Source organism: Kaistella jeonii (assembly GCF_000812865.1).
In the GTDB taxonomy this organism is placed as follows: Bacteria; Bacteroidota; Bacteroidia; order Flavobacteriales; family Weeksellaceae; genus Kaistella; species Kaistella jeonii.
Map to the genome: position 1 here is coordinate 1 of NZ_JSYL01000019.1, position 19096 is coordinate 19096.

The 19096-nt window shown below is 35.8% G+C and carries 15 protein-coding genes and 1 tRNA gene; 8 read left to right on the forward strand and 8 right to left on the reverse strand.

Going from position 1 to position 19096, the window contains the following annotated elements:
* Positions 1-260: 260 nt before the first annotated feature.
* The gene (rnhB, locus tag OA86_RS14665) at positions 261-854 is read right to left on the reverse strand and encodes a ribonuclease HII (protein WP_039354915.1); all 594 of its coding nucleotides are present in this window, start codon (positions 852-854) and stop codon (positions 261-263) included.
* 131 nt (positions 855-985) lie between these two features.
* On the opposite strand from rnhB, the gene OA86_RS14670 reads away from it, so the two are divergent.
* The 7 genes from OA86_RS14670 to OA86_RS14700 all read left to right on the forward strand — a co-directional run bounded on the left by OA86_RS14670 (position 986) and on the right by OA86_RS14700 (position 11214).
* Positions 986-4033 carry a SusC/RagA family TonB-linked outer membrane protein gene (locus tag OA86_RS14670; RefSeq protein WP_039354919.1) on the forward strand — a complete coding sequence of 1016 codons (3048 nt, stop codon included), beginning with the start codon at positions 986-988 and terminating at the stop codon, positions 4031-4033.
* Between the two features lie 11 nt (positions 4034-4044).
* Positions 4045-5727, forward strand: coding sequence for a SusD/RagB family nutrient-binding outer membrane lipoprotein (locus tag OA86_RS16070; protein ID WP_039354921.1), 1683 nt, complete (start codon positions 4045-4047; stop codon positions 5725-5727).
* Between the two features lie 79 nt (positions 5728-5806).
* A complete protein-coding gene (gene argS, locus OA86_RS14680) occupies positions 5807-7585 on the forward strand; it encodes an arginine--tRNA ligase (protein ID WP_039354924.1) in 1779 nt (592 codons plus the stop codon).
* A 169-nt stretch (positions 7586-7754) separates the two neighbouring features.
* Positions 7755-8813, forward strand: coding sequence for an AMP-binding protein (locus OA86_RS14685; RefSeq protein ID WP_039354926.1), 1059 nt, complete (start codon positions 7755-7757; stop codon positions 8811-8813).
* Between the two features lie 109 nt (positions 8814-8922).
* The gene (arfB, locus tag OA86_RS14690) at positions 8923-9318 is read left to right on the forward strand and encodes an alternative ribosome rescue aminoacyl-tRNA hydrolase ArfB (RefSeq protein WP_039354973.1); all 396 of its coding nucleotides are present in this window, start codon (positions 8923-8925) and stop codon (positions 9316-9318) included.
* Between the two features lie 297 nt (positions 9319-9615).
* Complete coding sequence (locus OA86_RS14695; protein WP_039354929.1) at positions 9616-10590, forward strand: deoxyhypusine synthase family protein; 975 nt, start codon at positions 9616-9618, stop codon at positions 10588-10590.
* Positions 10591-10908: 318 nt separating this feature from the next.
* Complete coding sequence (locus tag OA86_RS14700; protein WP_039354932.1) at positions 10909-11214, forward strand: MGMT family protein; 306 nt, start codon at positions 10909-10911, stop codon at positions 11212-11214.
* A 9-nt stretch (positions 11215-11223) separates the two neighbouring features.
* Here OA86_RS14700 and OA86_RS14705 read toward each other — a convergent pair whose 3' ends face one another.
* From OA86_RS14705 to recA, 6 genes are all read right to left on the reverse strand, one after another.
* On the reverse strand, positions 11224-11946 hold the full coding sequence (locus OA86_RS14705; protein ID WP_039354935.1) for a hypothetical protein: 723 nt from the start codon (positions 11944-11946) through the stop codon (positions 11224-11226).
* A complete protein-coding gene (locus OA86_RS14710) occupies positions 11943-12296 on the reverse strand; it encodes a hypothetical protein (RefSeq protein ID WP_039354938.1) in 354 nt (117 codons plus the stop codon). The genes OA86_RS14705 and OA86_RS14710 overlap by 4 nt, the downstream gene beginning before the upstream one ends.
* Before the next feature lies 1 nt (position 12297).
* Positions 12298-12855 (reverse strand): LemA family protein, encoded by a 558-nt coding sequence (locus OA86_RS14715; protein ID WP_039354976.1) that lies wholly within the window; start codon positions 12853-12855, stop codon positions 12298-12300.
* A gap of 7 nt (positions 12856-12862) precedes the next feature.
* Entirely contained in the window at positions 12863-13942 is a 1080-nt protein-coding gene (locus OA86_RS14720) for a hypothetical protein (RefSeq protein ID WP_039354941.1), read from the reverse strand.
* 169 nt (positions 13943-14111) lie between these two features.
* Positions 14112-16007, reverse strand: a complete 1896-nt coding sequence (gene htpG, locus OA86_RS14725) for a molecular chaperone HtpG (protein WP_039354944.1) — start codon at positions 16005-16007, stop codon at positions 14112-14114.
* Positions 16008-16621: 614 nt separating this feature from the next.
* Entirely contained in the window at positions 16622-17629 is a 1008-nt protein-coding gene (gene recA, locus OA86_RS14730; protein WP_039354947.1) for a recombinase RecA, read from the reverse strand.
* Positions 17630-17777: 148 nt separating this feature from the next.
* On the opposite strand from recA, the gene OA86_RS14735 reads away from it, so the two are divergent.
* A tRNA-Gln gene (locus OA86_RS14735) sits at positions 17778-17849 on the forward strand.
* A gap of 627 nt (positions 17850-18476) precedes the next feature.
* On the opposite strand, the gene OA86_RS14740 is transcribed toward OA86_RS14735, so the two are convergent.
* Complete coding sequence (locus OA86_RS14740; RefSeq protein WP_126340484.1) at positions 18477-19094, reverse strand: hypothetical protein; 618 nt, start codon at positions 19092-19094, stop codon at positions 18477-18479.
* Between the last annotated feature and the right edge of the window lie 2 nt (positions 19095-19096).

Consider the following 19096-nt stretch of genomic DNA (forward strand, 5'->3'; position numbering starts at 1 on the left):
TCTTCGATTGAGGGTGGGAATAACCAGTTTTGTTGTTGATTATAATCTTTAAACTTAATATTCATATCATTGATTATCAATACTTAAAGATAATAAAATCTGATAAATCAACCAAAAAACATACAGGAAAAAATACAAAAAAACCGCCTCAGTATTGAGACGGCTTCTTTGTATTGAGTTTTATGAAAAAAATCTTCATAAAAATTTTTAAAAGAAATTGTTATAACTTGATTTAAATTTTCTAGTTAATATTCCTATAATTAAATTTTACTGGAATAGTCCAAACGAAAAGACCGGCGGTGATAAATTGTAGGACCGTATTTAATCAAAGCCTCGCGATGTACTTTTGTCGCATATCCCATATTTTTGTTCCATCCATATTCAGAAAATTCTTCATGCAGATTGATCATGAGTTGATCTCTGTAATTCTTAGCTAAAATAGAGGCACAGGCGATAGCGAGAACTTTTTCGTCACCTTTAATAATACATTCATGTGGAATTAACTGATATTGATGAAAACGATTTCCGTCAATTAAAAGTAGTTCGGGCCGAATTTTCAATTGGTCTAACGCCCAATGCATGGTATAAATACTCGCATTCAATATATTATGTTCATCAATAAACGAAGGTGATTTTTCTGCAATGGCATACTCTTTTACATTATTTTTGATATAGCTGTCTAAAGCTAAACGGTTTTTAAAAGTTAATTTTTTAGAATCATTAACCAAATTTTGCTTAAATTTATTATCAATAATAACTGCTGCGGCAACCACTGGACCAGATAAGGATCCTCTACCTACTTCGTCACAACCTGCCTCTATAAATAGGTTAGACCAACTTTTGATTAATTTCATATTGTTGAACTTTTGATATTTATGTTAATATTTCTATGACAAAATTATAAATTAATTAAGGATTTATTAACAAATAGTTTGTTTATATTAAGAAAGTTTTGCACTTTTGTACTGAAAAAATTTAATTTAATATGAAAAAACTAACAACAAGCGTTTTAGCTATAGTTTTGACCTCGTCGTTCGCCATGGTGAATGCACAGAAGAGAGACACTGCTAGAACACAGGATATTGAAGGTGTGGTAGTAACTGCCCTTGGTATCAAAAGAGAGAAAAAAGCTTTAGGCTACGCTACTCAAAGTGTAAGTGCAGAAGACATCACAAAAAGTCCCTCTGCCAACTTTACCAGTAACCTTTCAGGAAAGGTTTCTGGTCTGAGCATTAAATCCAGTGGAAACGTTGGTGGATCAGTTGACATTACCCTACGTGGTTATCGTTCAATTACCGGTAATAACCAGCCATTATTTGTGGTTGATGGTACTCCGATGTTAAACAGTTCAACTTCTGTATCAAGTACTGCACTAAACATTGATACCGGAAATACAATTTCGGATATTAATCCAGATGACATCGCAGAAATTAACGTTTTGAAAGGTGCTGCTGCAACTGCTCTTTACGGTTCGCGTGCATCTAATGGAGCAATTATTATTACTACCAAAAGAGGTAAAGCTTCTGGTAGAATTGGGGTAGATTTTAGTACTTCGATTTCTGTTTCTCAGATCAATAAAGAAACTTTCCCGACCTATCAGAAAACGTATGGTCAAGGTTACGGTTATCTTTATGGACCTACTGAAGATTCACAGTTTAATCTTTATAACGGTGCTCCTTTAGCTCCTATGTACGAAGATGCTTCTTATGGCGCAGCTTTTGATCCTAATTTAAATGTATGGCAATACACCTCATTTATTCCAGGTTCTGCTAATTTTGGAAAAGCGAGTCCTTGGGTAGCAGGTAAAAATGATCCTTCAACATTATTTGAAACCGGAGTGATGTATAACAACTCATTTGCGTTATCTAACAGTAATGATGTTTCATCTTTCAGATTATCTTACCAAAATACTTACGGAAACGATGTTCTTCCAAATACCAATTTGAACAAGAACAGTTTAACAGGTAATGCATCTTATAAGATTACTGACAACTTGACTGCAAATCTTTATGCTACTTACGTGACCCAAAATACTACTGGTAAAAACCCTACAGGTTATCACGGTATTACAGGTAACTTCCGTCAGTGGTGGGCAACCAACGTAGATTTAAATGATCAGAAAGATCTTTATATGATGTCTAAGAAAAATTATTCTTGGAACATTAAATCTCCTACCGAAATTGCACCTTTATACTGGGATAATCCATATTTCAGACTATATGAGAACTATGTTACAGATTCTCGTCAGAGATTCGCAGGAAACTTTAGTTTGAGTTATGATGTTACTAATAAAATTAACATTTTAGCGAGAGTTTCTCATGATGGTTTCTCTTATTTCTTAGATGAAAGAAGAGCAGTAGGCTCACTACCTGATACGATGTCAATCGGACCAGCAGTAGGTAACCAACCTTCAGGATACGCAGTACTTAATCAAAGAAGAAACGAAGATAACTACGATTTAATCGGTACTTACAAAGATAACTTCTTAAACAATAACTTAAGTTTCTTCGGTATTTTAGGATCTAACGTGAATGTTCAATCATTCTATTCTAACTCCCAAAGTACGCAAGGTGGTTTATTTATTCCAGGAGTGTATGCTTTGTCTAACACTACTGCAAATGCACCTTCACCATTGGTAACAGATACTACCAAAAAAATATACGGTGTTTTTGCTCAGGCAAACTTCGGTTTATATAATACTTATTATATTGATGGAACTGTTCGTAGAGATGAAGCTTCATCACTACCTGCAAATCTTAGAACATACTGGTATTATTCTGGATCTTTAAGTGTTGTAATTTCCAACTGGGAATTCTTGAAAAGCTTGAATGCTTTGTCATTCGGTAAAATTAGAGCTTCTTACGCTGAAGTAGGTAACGATACAGGACCAAATCAGTTGATTAACCAATATGCGGTTGCAACAGCTTTTGGTACTCCATCTTACGCGTATAACATCACCGCAAGAAATCCTGATTTAAAACCTGAAAGAACGAAATCTTACGAAGCAGGTGCAAATTTACAGTTCTTCAAAAATAGACTTGGAATTGACTTTTCTTGGTACAAAAATGACACATTCGATCAAATCTTAGCCTTACCTGTTTCATATGCTTCTGGTAATACTGCTAAATTTCAAAATGTGGGTAACATGAGTTCAAAAGGACTGGAACTTACTTTAAATCTAGTTCCTATCAAAACAACTGATTTCACCTGGGGAATGGATGTTAACTGGTCTAACCCAAGATCTAAAGTAACTGCTTTAGCTCCTGGTGTTGAAAACATTACTATCGGAAGTTTCCAAGGTGGTGTGACGATCAATGGTTCTTTAAATGAAGATTTCGGAACAATTAAAGGAACCGATTATGTTTATGATCCAAGTGGTAACAGAATTGTTGATGGTGATCCTAACAGTACGAGTTATGGTAAATATTTGAAAACAAATACCAATGCCAATCTTGGAAACATGCAAGCAGACTGGTTTGGAAGTGTTGTTAACAAATTCTCTTACAAAAACATAGCGCTATCATTCCAAATCGACTGGAAACAAGGTGGTAGTATTTTCTCTCTAGATCAATATTATGGACAAGATACAGGTCTTTATCCAGAAACTGTATTTACAAATGATTTAGGTAATCCAGTTCGTAATACATTAGCAAATGGTGGAGGTTTAATATTACCAGGAGTTAAAACAAACGGAACAGGCGGATATTCTCCAAATGATGTACGGCTGGACGCTTCAAGTACAGGAGCTTTCGGATATGAAGCTTATCCTGCGAAAGCATTCGTATATGATGCAACCTATATTAAACTTAGAGAAGTTGCTATAACTTATTCTATTCCACAAAGATTCTTAGATGCAACTTTTGTTAAAGGTGCAGCTATAAGCTTAGTAGGAAACAATTTATGGATCATTAAGAAATATCTTCCTTATGCAGATCCTGAATCTGGTTTAAGTGCTGGTAACGTTCAGGGATATCAAGCCGCTGTTCTTCCAACTACGAGAACTATCTCATTCAACGTTAAACTTAATTTCTAATTACAGCAATCATGAAAAAAATAATAATAGCATTTATTGCGTTATCCACCGTCTTGCAATCTTGCCAGGAGGATACTCTAACGCAACTAAATACAGACCCAAACAGTTACTACACTACGGTGCCCTCGACCCTTGTAACTTATGCGCAGAAACAATTATCTGACTACGTAAATACTCCAAGTGTTAATATCAATAATTTTAGATTAACAATGCAGTATTGGCAAGAAACTACTTACTCTGATGAGAGTCAGTATAACTTCACCCAAAGAAATGTTTCTGATCAAGTATTTTTAGCACTTTATGTTAGAACGCTAAAAAATCTTGAACAGGCTAAGAAATTGATTATGGTTTATCAGCCAACTGCTTCTGAACAAGGAACATGGCCAACAACTATGAAAAATCAATTGGCGATTATTGATATGATGCAAGTTTACACGTATCAAATCTCTGTTGATACTTTTGGAAATGTACCTTACACTCAAGCATTAGATATCGATGCATTTCCGCTTCCAGCATATGATGATGCAAAAGCCATCTATGGTTCTTTGATCACCAGATTAACTGCTGATTTAGCAAATGTTGATACTACAGGTAGTAGTTTCGCTACTGGTGATAAGTATTATAATGGAGATGTAACCAAATGGAAAAAATTCGGTAATTCACTTTTATTAAAATTAGGAATTGCACTTTCGGATTCAGATCCTGCATTGGCTCAATCTACGTCTCAAGCTGCAATCACAGGAGGAGTATTTGCTTCTAGTGCTGATGATTGTAATCTTGCTTACTTAGCGGCTTCACCTAACTACAGTCAAATCTACGCAAATGTTGTTGCGAGTAACAGAAATGATTATGTTGCTGGGAAAACTATTGTAGATAAAATGAATACTACAATGGATGTAAGAAGAGACGTTTATTTTAGACAAAATCTTCATTACGATCTAGGAACAGTTACAGCTATTGCAGAAGGTACAGGTATAGCTACAATTACCTTTACACTTCCTACTGATGCACCTGCAGTTCCATTTAAAGTTGGAGATGATGTTTTCAACAACAGAACAGCTAAAAAAATTGGTACTATTACAGCATTTACTGCTACAACTGTTACCGTAAGCGGTTATGTTGCTGGAACTGTTAAAGTTGAAGACACTTTAGGATTTAGCTTCTTCTACAAAGGAGGGACAATTGGGGTGAAATCTTCTTTCGCTTACAATACAAACCCTGGTAACTTTGCTTACACTGCTACAACTCCTGGTATCTTATTAAATTATACTGAGGTTGCATTTTATTTAGCAGAAGCGCAAGCAAGATGGAACATTGGTGGTGACACTGCTGCAAATCTTTACGCAAAAGCAATAACTGCATCTTTCCTACAGTGGGGTAAAACTGCAGTTAATGCAACTGCCTACATTACAGCAAATCCTTATGATGCTGCCAACTGGAAAAAATCTATTGGTACTGAAGCTTGGGTTGCAATGTACAATCAGCCATTAACAAGTTGGAACTTCTACAGAAGATTAGACTACCCAGTTTTATTACCTGCAACTGGTGCTGTTTCTGAAGCTAATAATAAAGTACCGGTTCGTTTATTGTATCCTGTAACGGAACAATCTACAAACCCTACCAATTATCAGTCAGCTGGTACAGCAATTGGAGGAAACTTCCTTTATACTAAATTATTCTGGGACAAAAACTAATTTTTAACCAGAAAATTATAAGAACCACTCCTCGGAGTGGTTTTTTTATTTCCGTATATTTGTAACTCAAAACTATACAATGAATATTAAGGATATCATCGAAAGTAAAATTTCGGAAATTATACAGTCGATTTATCAGATTAATGACGTTAATCAAACCAACAACGTAAGTCTGGAGGTGCAACAAAACAAAACTGGTTTCGAAGGTGATTTTACCGTCGTTACTTTTCCTTTGGTTAAAATTTTTAAAAAAAACCCAGATTTAATTGCTATTGAATTGGGTGATGCCCTTTCAACTCAGTCAGACTTTGTTGAAAGTTATAAAGTGGTCAAAGGATTTCTGAATCTGACCATTAAAAATAACTTCTTCTTCGAAAATTTTTATTCCATACAGGAAAATCTTGAAAAAAAAGAGGCAAAAAATGAAACTGTCATGGTGGAATATTCCTCACCAAATACCAATAAACCCCTTCATTTAGGACATATCAGAAATAACTTATTGGGATATTCTGTTGCATTGATTTTAAAAGAAGACGGGTACAACGTCATCAAAACCCAGATCATCAATGACCGTGGAATTCATATCTGCAAATCGATGTTGGCTTGGCAAAAATCCGGCAAAAATGAAACTCCGGAATCCACCCATTTAAAAGGGGATAAGCTCGTAGGAAATTACTACGTCACCTTCGACAAAGAATATAAAAAGGAAATCGCAGAACGCGTTGAACAGGGATATGAGGAAGACGTCGCTAAAAAACAGGCACCGATCATTTTAGAAGCGCAGGAAATGCTGCTTAACTGGGAAAAAGGCGATGAAAGCGTAAGAAATCTCTGGACCGAAATGAACTCCTGGGTTTACGCGGGATTTGCCGAAACTTACAAGAGATTAGGCGTAGATTTCGATCAGGTTCAGTACGAAAGTGACACTTATCTTTTAGGTAAAGATCTCATTCAGCAGGGTTTGATCAATGGTATTCTTTACAGAAAAGAAGACGGCTCAGTCTGGTGCGATTTAACTGACGAAGGTTTAGACCAAAAATTACTCTTGCGTGGCGACGGCACTGCAGTTTATATGACGCAGGATCTCGGAACAGCAGTTCAAAGATTTCAGGAAAATAATATTCAGAAATTAATTTACACCGTTGGGAACGAACAGGATTATCACTTCGATGTCTTGATCAAGATCCTTAAAAAACTGGGCTATTCCTGGGCAGCAAATCTTTACCATCTTTCGTACGGAATGGTCGAACTACCTGAAGGAAAAATGAAATCTCGGGAAGGAACCGTAGTCGATGCAGATGATCTAATGCAGGAAATGTACGAAACGGCTAAAGATAAAGCTCAGGAACTTGGTAAACTCGAAACGCTGTCTGAAGAAGACAAAGAAAAATCATACGAAACCGTCGGTATCGGTGCTCTGAAATATTTTATGCTCAAAGTAGATCCGCGTAAAAAAATGCTTTTCAATCCAGCAGAAAGTATCGATTTTTCAGGCAATACAGGACCATTTATTCAGTATACCTATGCCAGAATTCAATCTCTTTTAAGCAAGGCAGGAAACGCCGCTGAAAAAGTCTCAGATTACGAAATGAACGCTTTTGAGAAGGAACTCGTCATGAACCTTTCCAATTTCAAAGCAGTAATTTCGCGCGCTGCAGAAACACTTTCGCCGGCTTTGGTGGCAAATTATATTTACGAAGTCGTTAAATCATACAACTCCTTTTATCAGAATAATCCTATTCTCAATCAGGAAGATGCAAATGCGAAAAATTTCCGTTTAGCATTGTCTGAATTGACGGGTAAAACAATCAAAAAAGGTTTAAATCTGTTGGGAATTGGCACCGTTAACCGGATGTAATATTTGGGCGTGACCCTAAGTTGCCAAAGCTTTCCCCTCCGACTTCGGGTCGGTCTTCGGCTCCCACTCTTTTTTGTAGAGGCGCGATAAATCGCCGCCTCTACAAAAAAGGAGTTCCGCCTACAACCTCACGCAGGGATTTGCGTCATTCAAAACTAGTTTTACAAAAATGACAATTGATTTTTCTAACTTTTCCATAAGCGATATTTCTCCTGAAACAGACTTTGAAATTAAAGTACTGGCTTTTCTGGAAGAGTGGCTTAGTAATTCCCAAAAAGTAAAAGTTCAAACTTCAGGTTCCACCGGAGCGCCCAAAATTTTCGAAGTCGAAAAAGAAAGAATGCGCCATTCTGCTAAGATGACTTGCGATATTCTAGGACTGAAAGAAAGAGATTCTTCCCTGCTTTGTCTCCCTGTAGAATATATTTCCGGAAAAATGATGGTTGTTCGAGCAATCGAAAGAAAATTAATTTTGTTCGTAAAAACACCTTCATCAAAACCAATAACTGATTTAACCGAAAATATAGATTTCTGCGCGATGTCGCCGCTTCAGGTAGAAAATTCTTTGGATAAACTTCATTTAATTAAAAACTTAATCATTGGCGGAGCCGCAGTTTCAGAATCACTAAAGAACAAAATCGCTCAAAAACTCATCCACTCAACAACTCAATCACATATTTTTGAGACGTATGGAATGTCAGAAACCCTCTCTCATATTGCCTTAAAAGAGATCTATCCTTCTGCGAAAGATTATTTCACAGCGTTAAACGGCGTGGAACTTTCTCTAGATGAACGGAACTGTTTACAAATTTCCGCGCCACAATTAAATCCGGAACTTATTAAAACTAACGATTTAGTTGAAATTAAGCAGGTGAATGAATCTGCTAATGACAAGCTTCATTTTAAATTTTTGGGGAGAATTGATAACGTAATTAATTCGGCAGGTTTAAAAATATATCCCGAGGAATTAGAAAATCTGGTAAAGAAAGAAATCAGTAATGACGTTGTTTTTCTAGGCGTGAAAAATCAATTACTTGGGCAAAAACTGGTTTTAGCTATTGAAGGTGAAGAGAATGAGATCGTCAAAAAGCAACTGGAAAAAATCATTTATCCTACAAAAAACCATCGTCCAAAAGAAACTATTTTTATCGAACTTTTTCCACGCATTCCCAATGGAAAGATTGATCGTAAAACTTTAGAAAAATTAGTCAAAAAAGATAAAGGATAAGCAGTTTGCAACTTTTGATCAATTTTTAAGTTAGTCATTTTACTTGGCTCATTTTACTTTTTACTTGGCTCTTGAAAATTTTCCTGTTATATTTAACCTTTCTACTTCTATGAAAGATTTCACCAAAGAATTGACGTACAAAACTTCCCGCAGCAGCGGTGCAGGCGGACAAAACGTGAATAAAGTGGAAACTTCCGTAACCGTGATGTGGAATGTTGCAGAAAGCGAATGTTTTTCAATTGAAGGAAAAGAAATGATTGCTGCTAAACTCAAAAACCGCATCAACCTTGAGGGAATTTTACAACTCACAGTCTCGGAAAGTCGAACACAGTTGCAAAACAAAAAAATTGCGACGGATAAAATTTTAGAGATTGTTGAAAAATCGCTCTTCATTCCGAAAGCAAGAAAAGCGACAAAACCCTCCAGATCGAAAATTGAAAAGCGGATCAAAGCGAAGAAAGAACTTTCGCAGAAAAAGGAAAACCGAAAGTTCAGAGGAGAATAATAGACCTATTCTTTTACAAAATAAAACACTTAGCTAAAAAATTCATTTTAACTGAAAATACAGCCAACCGTGTCAAGGTTTGAAACCTTGACACGGTTTTTAGTTTATAAAATACTCTTTGCTGATAAGAAAAAATACTTTTTATTTTAGCCCAGATTATAGCGGCATCCTTTTTCGACGAGGAACGAGGAGAAAAAGATATAGCGGAAAGCGGGACGGGTTTTCGAACAAAAGCCAAATCTTGTTGCTCCTGAAAAAATTCTTAAAATTCCTTACCTTTGCTAAAATCAAAAAATTATGAATAAACCGATCACGGAATTTCTCGAAAAATATTACCTGCATTTTAATTCTGCAGCTTTAGTTGATGCTTCAAAAGGCTATGTGGCGCACTTGAAAGATGGTGGAAAAATGATGATCACTTTGGCTGGAGCAATGTCTACCGCAGAGATTGGTAAAATTTTGGCTGAAATGATCCGTCAGGATAAAGTGGATATTATTTCTTGTACGGGTGCGAATCTGGAGGAAGATTTAATGAATTTGGTAGCACATTCACACTACGTTCGAGTTCCAAATTACAGAGATTTGACGCCCCAAGAAGAGTGGGCTTTGTTGGAAAAAGGTTTGAATAGAGTTACTGATACGTGTATTCCGGAAGAGGAAGCGTTCCGAAGATTGCAGAAACATATCGTGGAAATCTGGAAAGATGCTGAAGCGAAAGGCGAACGTTTTTTTCCGCATGAATATATGTATAAAATGCTTTTATCAGGAGTTTTGGAGCAGTATTATGAAATTCCAAAGGAAAATTCATGGATGTTGGCTGCAGCAGAAAAAAACTTACCGATCGTTGTTCCGGGTTGGGAAGATTCTACGATGGGAAATATTTTCTCCAGCTACTGTATTAAAGGTGAATTACAACCTTCTACTGTAAAATCCGGGATTGAATATATGATGTTTTTGGCAGATTGGTATCCGAAAAATTCGGGTGGAAAAGGAGTTGGTTTCTTCCAGGTTGGAGGTGGAATCGCAGGAGATTTCCCAATTTGTGTGGTTCCGATGTTGTATCAGGATTTAGAAATGACGGATATTCCTTTCTGGTCTTATTTCTGTCAGATCTCTGATTCTACGACTTCTTATGGTTCTTATTCCGGAGCTGTTCCTAATGAGAAGATCACGTGGGGAAAACTGGATATTACTACACCGAAGTTTATCGTTGAAAGTGATGCAACGATTTGTGCACCGTTGATGTTCTCTTATATCTTGGAAAATTCTTAAGGATTTACCTTATAAATAAAAATGAAATCGCCTCAGAAATGAGGCGATTTTTTTATCCCGGTAAACTGTTCTCGCACTGATCGAGCAGATCTTCTTTTTGTGTTTTTGATCTGCGAAATCTTCGGGAATAGTTAAACTGATTGGGCGCAATTATCGCGCACAGATTGCACAGATTTGCACAGATTTATTAAATCTGTTAGGTGAGTAAAATCTGCGAGAAGTTTAAAATTTTTTGAGGAGCGGATTTTCGCACGAATTTCACGGATTACACAGATCGCTTTGCACAAATATGTTGCTGTAAAATCTTACCTTTAATTTATGAATGAGCTATTTAAAAAACAGGTTTTTGAAATCATAATGATGATCCCAGAAGGAAGAGTTACCAATTATGGGGCAATTGCAAAAGCGGTTGGCTTTCCAAATCATTCACGCCAAGTAGGAAATGTTTTAAAAAATTATGACGAAGATTTCCCCGCGTATCGGGTTTGTAATTCGTCCGGTAGAATTACGGCAAGTTGTCAAAGAGATTTTGTGGGAAAATTGAAATTAGAAGGTGTAGAAGTAAAAGACGGAAAAATTCAGAATTTTAAAAAGATATTTTGGAATCCTTTGGAGGAACTGTAATCTGGAGTTTTACATATCATGCAAGTTTGAACCTTTGTCAAAGAGCATCTTTAAATATCCAAAAAATGCCGGAATTAAAATCGTCACAAATAAACTGCAAATTCCAAGCGCCCAGATCGGCATATCATCTCTTCGTCCCTGAAAATATTCCCAGATAACCCAGGAAAGTACGCCAATAAAAAAGAGCATTCCGGCCGGAAAGATAAGGTACATTACAAATCCTACTCCGATTTTGAAAATAAAAGAAATGTCTTTATCCAAAACGTAAAGAACCATTCCCAATGTTGCGAGACCAAAAACTAAAAAGAAAAACACCGTAAATGCTACCATCACTTTTTGTTGAGAATAACTTTGAACTTTCACGTGTCGGTCGCCATTTTCATAAGAAACTTTAATTTTCTTCCCAATTTCGATGGGATCACTTGAGCCGTAACCAACTGACTTTCGCAGAAGTTCATTTTGATCATTTTTGAATTCCATCACTGCCATTCTGGACTCATCCAAATCTTCATAAGCAACAACGGTCGCATCATATTTTTTATCAAATAAATAAGAGTAAGCTGAATTTCCAACCACCGAAGCCAAATTAAAAAATATTGCAGAAATTACTAAAGTTGCAATAGTAGGCAGCATCATTTCAGAATATGCATAAGTTTCGTCCTCCCGTCTTTTTTTTTGATGGAATAAAAACAGGATAACAGCCGTGAAGATCAAAATGGACAAAAACATCATTTCGTAAAACTTTTTTCTTTGGAGATATTCTTCATAAAAAGTACCACTGACTTCTGATTAAACAATACAAAAACTGCCACACAGAGCAGAATAACAATGAAAATCAAAGCTAATTTTAATTGTTCGGTTTGCAGAAAAGCGGAGAAAAAAACAACCGGTGCGAAAAGAATGATGCTTAAACCGATCGTCATAATAATGTATTGAACAATATTTTTAAGAAACGAAATCTTGTGAACCAAACTGTATAAAGTAAAAAGCCCGATTGTAGAAACAGGTAATCCTATCGCTAAAGTCCCCCAAAAACGTCTGGAGTTTACAAACTCTCCTACCAAACCTAAATCTATTTCCATTTCAGTTTATTTTAACTTCTTCATAATTGACCTCTGCATCTGAAAAAGTCAGCATCTGCATATTTTTATAATTCATCAGTTTCGCGAAAATGAAGTCAGGGAAAATTCCAATACGAATGTTATAAAGATTGACAGATTCATTGAAATATTCGCGTCGGTCCGCGATCATATTTTCTATATCACTTAATCGCATTTGAAGCGCCAAAAAAGATTGTGTTGCCTTTAATTCAGGATAATTTTCAGCAGTTACAAAAAATGATTTCATCTGAGAATTCATCTGTTCTGCAATTTTAATTTTATCGTTTGTTTTCTCGGCTTTCAAGTATTGACTTCGCAGAGCAGTTAAGTCTTTCAAAATCGTGTTTTCATATAACGCCGTGGCTTTTACAACATTTACCAAATTTGGAACTTCGTCGTTTCTCTGTTTCAAAATAACATCAATATTAGAAAATGATTTATCTACATTATTTTTTAAGATCACAATCTGGTTAAAGGAATTGATGACGAAGGAAAAAACCGTCACAATGACGACGACGAAAATAAGAAGTGCTATAATCATATTTATCTTAGTTAAAAAAATCAAACGGATTTTTGAAAAATTGTTCCTGAAAGTTAACCGATTTGATGATCAATTTTGTTCCCTGAACTTTCATAGGAATTATTAAAATAAAAGCGGTGAAGAGCGCAACGCAGAGTACGGTTGCGACTGCTCTCAGCTTTAAAGGGCGCCATTTGTTGGCAAAATTCACAACTTCTAACAAAGCCATCCCAAAAACTTTGGTGTTTTCATCATACCGAAAAATATTTTTCGCACCTTCATAAAAAACCTGACCTACCAAGAGCACTTCCGTTTTCTCGTCTAAAATAAATTCGCGGTATCTTCTACTACTTCGTTCACTTTCTGTAGCAGCGGGAAAGTTGATCCATTCCAGCTTTTCCGGATGGACTTCGATGCTTCCGGAATCATCATTTAACAAAAATTTGTTAAAATCTATTTTGCGGGAAATCTCTCTGTAGGAAGTGCTTGTTTCTCCATCTTTATCTGTGGAATGGGTGATTTCATCTACCGTATAAATACATCCAACACATTTTGCGGAAGACACGGGAGAGATCACATATTCCAAAGCTTTTGCTTTCCCGCAGATTTCTGCTAAACCAACTGCTGCACTTTTTATTTTTGATGTTGGTAGATTTCTTTGGTAAAAGAAATATCGGTTCTTATTACTTGGCAAAACAGAACTCATAATGATGAGGAAGAAAATGATAAAAAAAGTATAAATTCCGAAATAAAAAAATCCGAGGTAGAAAAATAGGATCATAAAACCACCTAATAAAATCTTCCAGACTGGTTTTTTTTGAGCGCGTGATTCCCGGAATTTTTCTACTACTGACTCAAAACCTTCTTTCACAAAACCGATAATTCCGAGAAGAAAAACGGAAAGAAACAGTGCGATAAATACGATTCCAGAATATTGGGGCAGTAAAAAGAAAGCCAAAATGAGGAGAAGCGGATCGATTACAAAAAAAATCCAGGTTGGTTTTAGATTTAATTCGAAAAGACCGGTTATAATTACTGTGTGGAAAAGTGCAATTGCAAAACTGAACAAAATCAGAATAGGCAGCATCTGCAATGTTATTTCGAACATTCGTAAGGTGTTAATTACAAATATATGATTTTATTTAAAGAACTTCTCTGAAAAGTTTATCAACAGGAAATCACTTTAATTCTACAAAAAAAAATCGACGGAACAATTGCTCCGCCGAAATTTTAATTTCTAAAACTTGTGTCAAAGATCTAAACTTTGACAAAGTACATTACTTGCTTAAATTCGAATAACTCTTCTGAATAAACTCCGTCAAGTCTTTTCCTTTCAATAAATTCTGAGAGAGTTTTGCTAAGTCTAAAGCATATTTAATTTTAGAATTTTTCTCCTCAGCATTTTCGCTTTTGAGAATTTCTGCAGCCAGTTCACTGTTAGAATTCACGACCAGATTATACATTTCCGGGAAACCGCTCATTCCAAACATTCCGCCACCGCCGCCGGTTGCCTGCATATCTTTCATTCTTCGCATAAATTCCGGTTGCGTGATCATGAACGGAGCTTCAGTACTTTCTAAATCTTCAACTTTAACCGAGAACTTCTTGTCGTTTACGGCTTCTTCAATATTTTTCTTCAAAGATTCTTTTTCCTCTTCGTTCAATTTAGAGATCGCAGTATCCTCTTTTTTAATCAAGTTATTCACGTGATCTGCATCAACTCTGGCGAAAGAAATTTTGTCTTTCGACTGCTCTAATTTCTGAATTAAATGCGGTACAATCGGAGAATCTAAAAGCAAAACTTCATAGCCTTTATCTTTCGCAGACTGAATATAACTGTGTTGTTCATCAGCATTGGTTGCATAAAGAATCACAAAGTTTCCGTCTTTATCGGTTTGCATTGGTTTTACTTTCTCTTCCAATTCAGACCACAAATAATTTTTACCATCCGTTGTTGGATACAACGCAAACTTATCAGATTTATCAAAGAATTTATCTTCGGAAATCATTCCGTATTCGATCACGATTTTAATATCGTTCCATTTTTTCTCGTAATCTTCACGGTTTTCGTTAAACAGAGAAACCATTTTGTCAGCTACTTTTTTCGTGATGTAAGAAGAAATTTTCTTCACCGCACCGTCAGCTTGCAAATAAGAACGCGAAACATTCAACGGAATATCCGGAGAATCGATTACACCACGCAATAACATTAAGAAATCCGGCACAATTCCTTTCACCTCATCGGTTACATAAACCTGATTTTGGTACAATTGAATTTTATCTTTCTCAATATTTAAACCGTTCGTCAATTTTGGGAAATAAAGAATCCCCGTTAAATTAAAAGGATAATCAACATTCAAATGAATATTAAATAAAGGCTCCTCAAATTGCATCGGATACAATTCATGATAAAATTCTCTATAATCTGCATCACTCAATTCACTAGGCGCTTTCGTCCAGGCCGGAGTTGGATTATTAATGATATTATCAACTTCTACCGTTTCCGCTTTTGCATCTTCTGCAGCATCTTCCGGTAAAGGCAAGGTTTCTTTTTTCGTTCCAAATTTAATAGGAACAGGCATGAACTTATTATATTTCAATAACAATTCACGGATTCGGAATTCTTCCAAAAACTCTGTGGAGTCTTCTGCAATATGAAGAATAATCTCAGTTCCTCTATCGGTTTTATCAGTCGTCTCTTCCAAAGTATATTCCGGACTTCCATCGCAAATCCAACGAACTGCCGGTTCATCTTTGTAAGATTTCGTAACGATCTCCACTTTTTCAGCTACCATAAAAGCAGAGTAAAATCCAAGACCAAAATGACCGATAATCCCGGAATCTTTCGAAGTATCTTTATATTTTTCTAAGAATTCTTCCGCCCCCGAAAAAGCGATCTGATTGATATACTTTTCAACTTCTTCCCCAGTCATACCAATTCCCTGATCGATGATTGTTAAAGTTTTCGCATCTTTATTAATTTTAACTTCAATTTTCGGCTGTCCGTAATCGGTTTTAATTTCCCCAATGCTCGTCAAATGTTTCAACTTCAAAGTCGCATCCGTCGCATTAGAAATCAGTTCACGCAAAAATATTTCGTGATCGCTGTACAAAAACTTCTTAATTAAGGGAAAAATATTTTCCACCGATACATTAATATTTCCTTTTGTCATGTTAATTGATTTTTAAATTATGCAGTTGACTTCTCAAATAAAACACCAATCTCCTCAAAGTGACAGATTGTCAATTTTTTTTGGGCAATCCCCTCGCCAATGCTTTTCCCACCGCTCGGGTCGGGCTATCCACTGCAACTCCTCATCTCGTCTTGAGGACGAGATTCCGGGATTTCCGTTTCTATCCCTATTGCAAAGCAGGATTTAAGTAAGTAGAAAGAATTTTAAAAAAAGAATAGAAAATTTGAGGTGGTTAAAACTGCAACTAAGTTTAGGCTAAAGCCAATGACAAACTTCCTTGACAAAGGCGGGCTAAAGCTCGCCTCTATTGATAAAACTAGTTTTTAAAAAATTTAAATAAATGAAAGTATTCTAATTCTTCGGTGAAAAAAATGCCTAATGTTCTAGCCCCGATTGAACGGTTTGTTTGAGCTCTTTTTTGCGAATAACCACCTTTTCCTTTTGCTAAATTTTTGTTCGCAAAAAAAGCGAGTAGTGAAAGCGGGACGGGTTTGGTAAGAAACGAAAATCTAGATGCTCCTCATTCAACCTAAAAAAAGACAGCGCGATCGCTGTCTTTAAATTTAAAGTCGTTCAAATATAAAATCGATATTTTACGCTTTTTTATTTTTGATCTCTTCTCTGATCTTACCTTCCAGTTCGTCAGAAAGTTCTGGATTGTCCTTCAACATATCTCTAACCGCATCACGACCTTGTCCTAATTTGGTTTCAGCATAACTGAACCAGGAACCGCTTTTTTTCACGATTCCCATATCAACCGCAGCATCCAGGATCTCACCGGTTTTAGAAATACCTTCACCGTACATGATATCAAATTCTGCCATTTTAAATGGAGGTGCTACTTTATTTTTCACGATCTTCACTTTCACACGGCTTCCAACCGCTTCATCGCCTGCTTTAATAGGCGCACTCGCTTTTCTGATATCAATCCTTACTGAAGCATAAAACTTCAAAGCATTTCCACCCGTAGTCGTTTCAGGATTTCCGAACATCACACCAATTTTTTCGCGCAACTGGTTGATGAAAATTACGGTACACTTCGTTTTGGAAATAGTTCCTGTTAATTTTCTCAAAGCTTGAGACATCAATCTCGCATGAAGACCCATTTTAGAATCTCCCATTTCACCTTCGATCTCTGCTTTCGGTGTCAAAGCGGCAACAGAGTCAATCACCACGATATCTACAGCTCCGGAACGAATTAAATTATCGGCAATTTCTAATGCCTGCTCACCATTATCTGGCTGAGAAATAATTAAATCTTCTAATTTGATGCCCAGTTTCGCAGCATAACTTCTGTCGAATGCATGTTCAGCATCAATAAATGCCGCGATACCACCCAATTTTTGTGCTTCTGCGATTGCGTGTAAAGTCAAAGTCGTTTTACCAGAAGATTCCGGCCCGTAAATTTCGATAACTCTACCTCTTGGATAACCGCCAACTCCCAAAGCCAAATCAATTCCTAATGATCCTGAAGGAATTACTTCGATTGTGTTGTCTACTGAGGCGTCACCTAAAGTCATTACGGTACCTTTACCGTAGGTTTTATCTAGTTTCTCAAGCACCAAAGCCAGTGCTTTTTTCTTATCTTCGATACTGCTCATTTGTAAATATTTATTTCCTCAAAAATACGGAATAAATATTAAAAAATAGAGACTAAAAATTCAATAAAGCACTTTTAGAAAATAATTTTTGAAAAATAATTGTTCATTCAGAAAAAATTTTTTAGATTTGCACCACCAAAATAAGGATAGACCCATGGTGTAATTGGTAACACACCGGTTTTTGGTACCGACATTCGGGGTTCGAGTCCCTGTGGGTCTACAAATTATTATAAAACGCTTTGATTATTCAAAGCGTTTTTGTTTTGTTTAGTCAGAAAGAGCAAAAGTTAGATTTTTATTGAAGAATATAATTTCGAATGCTGGAAATAATAACAGTTTCCTTTTGTCATTCTTTTACACCTTTTTTTATGGTTGTCTTACAGTTACGGCTCTTACTACTACTTAGGTTAATATTATAATTTCCTTTAAAGTTACTCCGTGCTCCACCTCCCAGTCCAACTGCCCTATGAAACTTCATCCTCATGACAATATACTAATCAGGATGATTTTGTACAAACGCAACCATAAATTGATCTCCAACTTAAGTGATCGTAACATAATGACCCTTTTATGAAACCTTGCCAATTCCTCCCGCATCAGGACATTTTATTCGGAAATTGCGTGATTTCGTACAGTTGCCATTCGAATTTCACCTTTTCTTTTCACTGTCCGCTTAGAACACTGTTGGAAATAGTAGCCGAAGTTTTAGTTGCGCAATTGGAAGAATCAATTCCGGTTTTGGTAAAAAGTTCGTGTCACGAGCAATAGCTTTAAAAGTTTCATTACCGATCTAGTAAATTACTTTGATCACCATGAATCTGCTATAGTAAAGAAATATCAAGGTAGTTTATTTGCTATTTGCGGTTTGAAGTGAATCGATAAGTGAAACATTAAAGGAGTTTAAAGTCATCTTCTTAAATTTATAAGTCTTTTTGTATTGAGCAAAACCCCATGACTCTATTTTTAAACTGTCAACCTTACTGTTAGAAATAAAAATATCTGAATAAAACTTTGAAGAGCTTCCCTGCTCTGCGCTAATTTTAAAACCGTTTTTCGTCGGTTTTATTTCCTGATATACATCTCTGTCATCTGAAAACAATAAATTATTATATATTTCTACTTTTTTCGTATTCAGGTCACGGATAACCAATAAATTATAATCTGCTTTTTCTGGAAAACAAAGTAAATAATCCTGCTTTGTATAGAAAGGTTTTAATAATAAGATGCTGATATCTTTTTTAGATATATTTTGATCGACGTCGTAAAATTTCGAAATATAAAAGCCGTATTTGTAGAAATATTTCTGACTTATAATTTTACAACTGTCCGACAACTTAGTATTTAATGGCGCCAATATAGTATCGGAAATTGGCTTTTGAGTATCTTGTTTTATTGTATTACCTCCACTTTTTGTGGTGCAGGAAAATAAAAAATAAAAAATTAGAAAAATTAACATAGTCCTCATAA

Bases quoted from the DNA above. Each gene is read 5' to 3' on its own strand.
- rnhB (WP_039354915.1), bottom strand. From the start codon at position 854: ATGAAATTAATCAAAAGTTGGTCTAACCTATTTATAGAGGCAGGTTGT.
- OA86_RS14670 (WP_039354919.1), top strand. From the start codon at position 986: ATGAAAAAACTAACAACAAGCGTTTTAGCTATAGTTTTGACCTCGTCG.
- OA86_RS16070 (WP_039354921.1), top strand. From the start codon at position 4,045: ATGAAAAAAATAATAATAGCATTTATTGCGTTATCCACCGTCTTGCAA.
- argS (WP_039354924.1), top strand. From the start codon at position 5,807: ATGAATATTAAGGATATCATCGAAAGTAAAATTTCGGAAATTATACAG.
- OA86_RS14685 (WP_039354926.1), top strand. From the start codon at position 7,755: ATGACAATTGATTTTTCTAACTTTTCCATAAGCGATATTTCTCCTGAA.
- arfB (WP_039354973.1), top strand. From the start codon at position 8,923: ATGAAAGATTTCACCAAAGAATTGACGTACAAAACTTCCCGCAGCAGC.
- OA86_RS14695 (WP_039354929.1), top strand. From the start codon at position 9,616: ATGAATAAACCGATCACGGAATTTCTCGAAAAATATTACCTGCATTTT.
- OA86_RS14700 (WP_039354932.1), top strand. From the start codon at position 10,909: ATGAATGAGCTATTTAAAAAACAGGTTTTTGAAATCATAATGATGATC.
- OA86_RS14705 (WP_039354935.1), bottom strand. From the start codon at position 11,946: ATGATGTTTTTGTCCATTTTGATCTTCACGGCTGTTATCCTGTTTTTA.
- OA86_RS14710 (WP_039354938.1), bottom strand. From the start codon at position 12,296: ATGGAAATAGATTTAGGTTTGGTAGGAGAGTTTGTAAACTCCAGACGT.
- OA86_RS14715 (WP_039354976.1), bottom strand. From the start codon at position 12,855: ATGATTATAGCACTTCTTATTTTCGTCGTCGTCATTGTGACGGTTTTT.
- OA86_RS14720 (WP_039354941.1), bottom strand. From the start codon at position 13,942: ATGTTCGAAATAACATTGCAGATGCTGCCTATTCTGATTTTGTTCAGT.
- htpG (WP_039354944.1), bottom strand. From the start codon at position 16,007: ATGACAAAAGGAAATATTAATGTATCGGTGGAAAATATTTTTCCCTTA.
- recA (WP_039354947.1), bottom strand. From the start codon at position 17,629: ATGAGCAGTATCGAAGATAAGAAAAAAGCACTGGCTTTGGTGCTTGAG.
- OA86_RS14740 (WP_126340484.1), bottom strand. From the start codon at position 19,094: ATGAGGACTATGTTAATTTTTCTAATTTTTTATTTTTTATTTTCCTGC.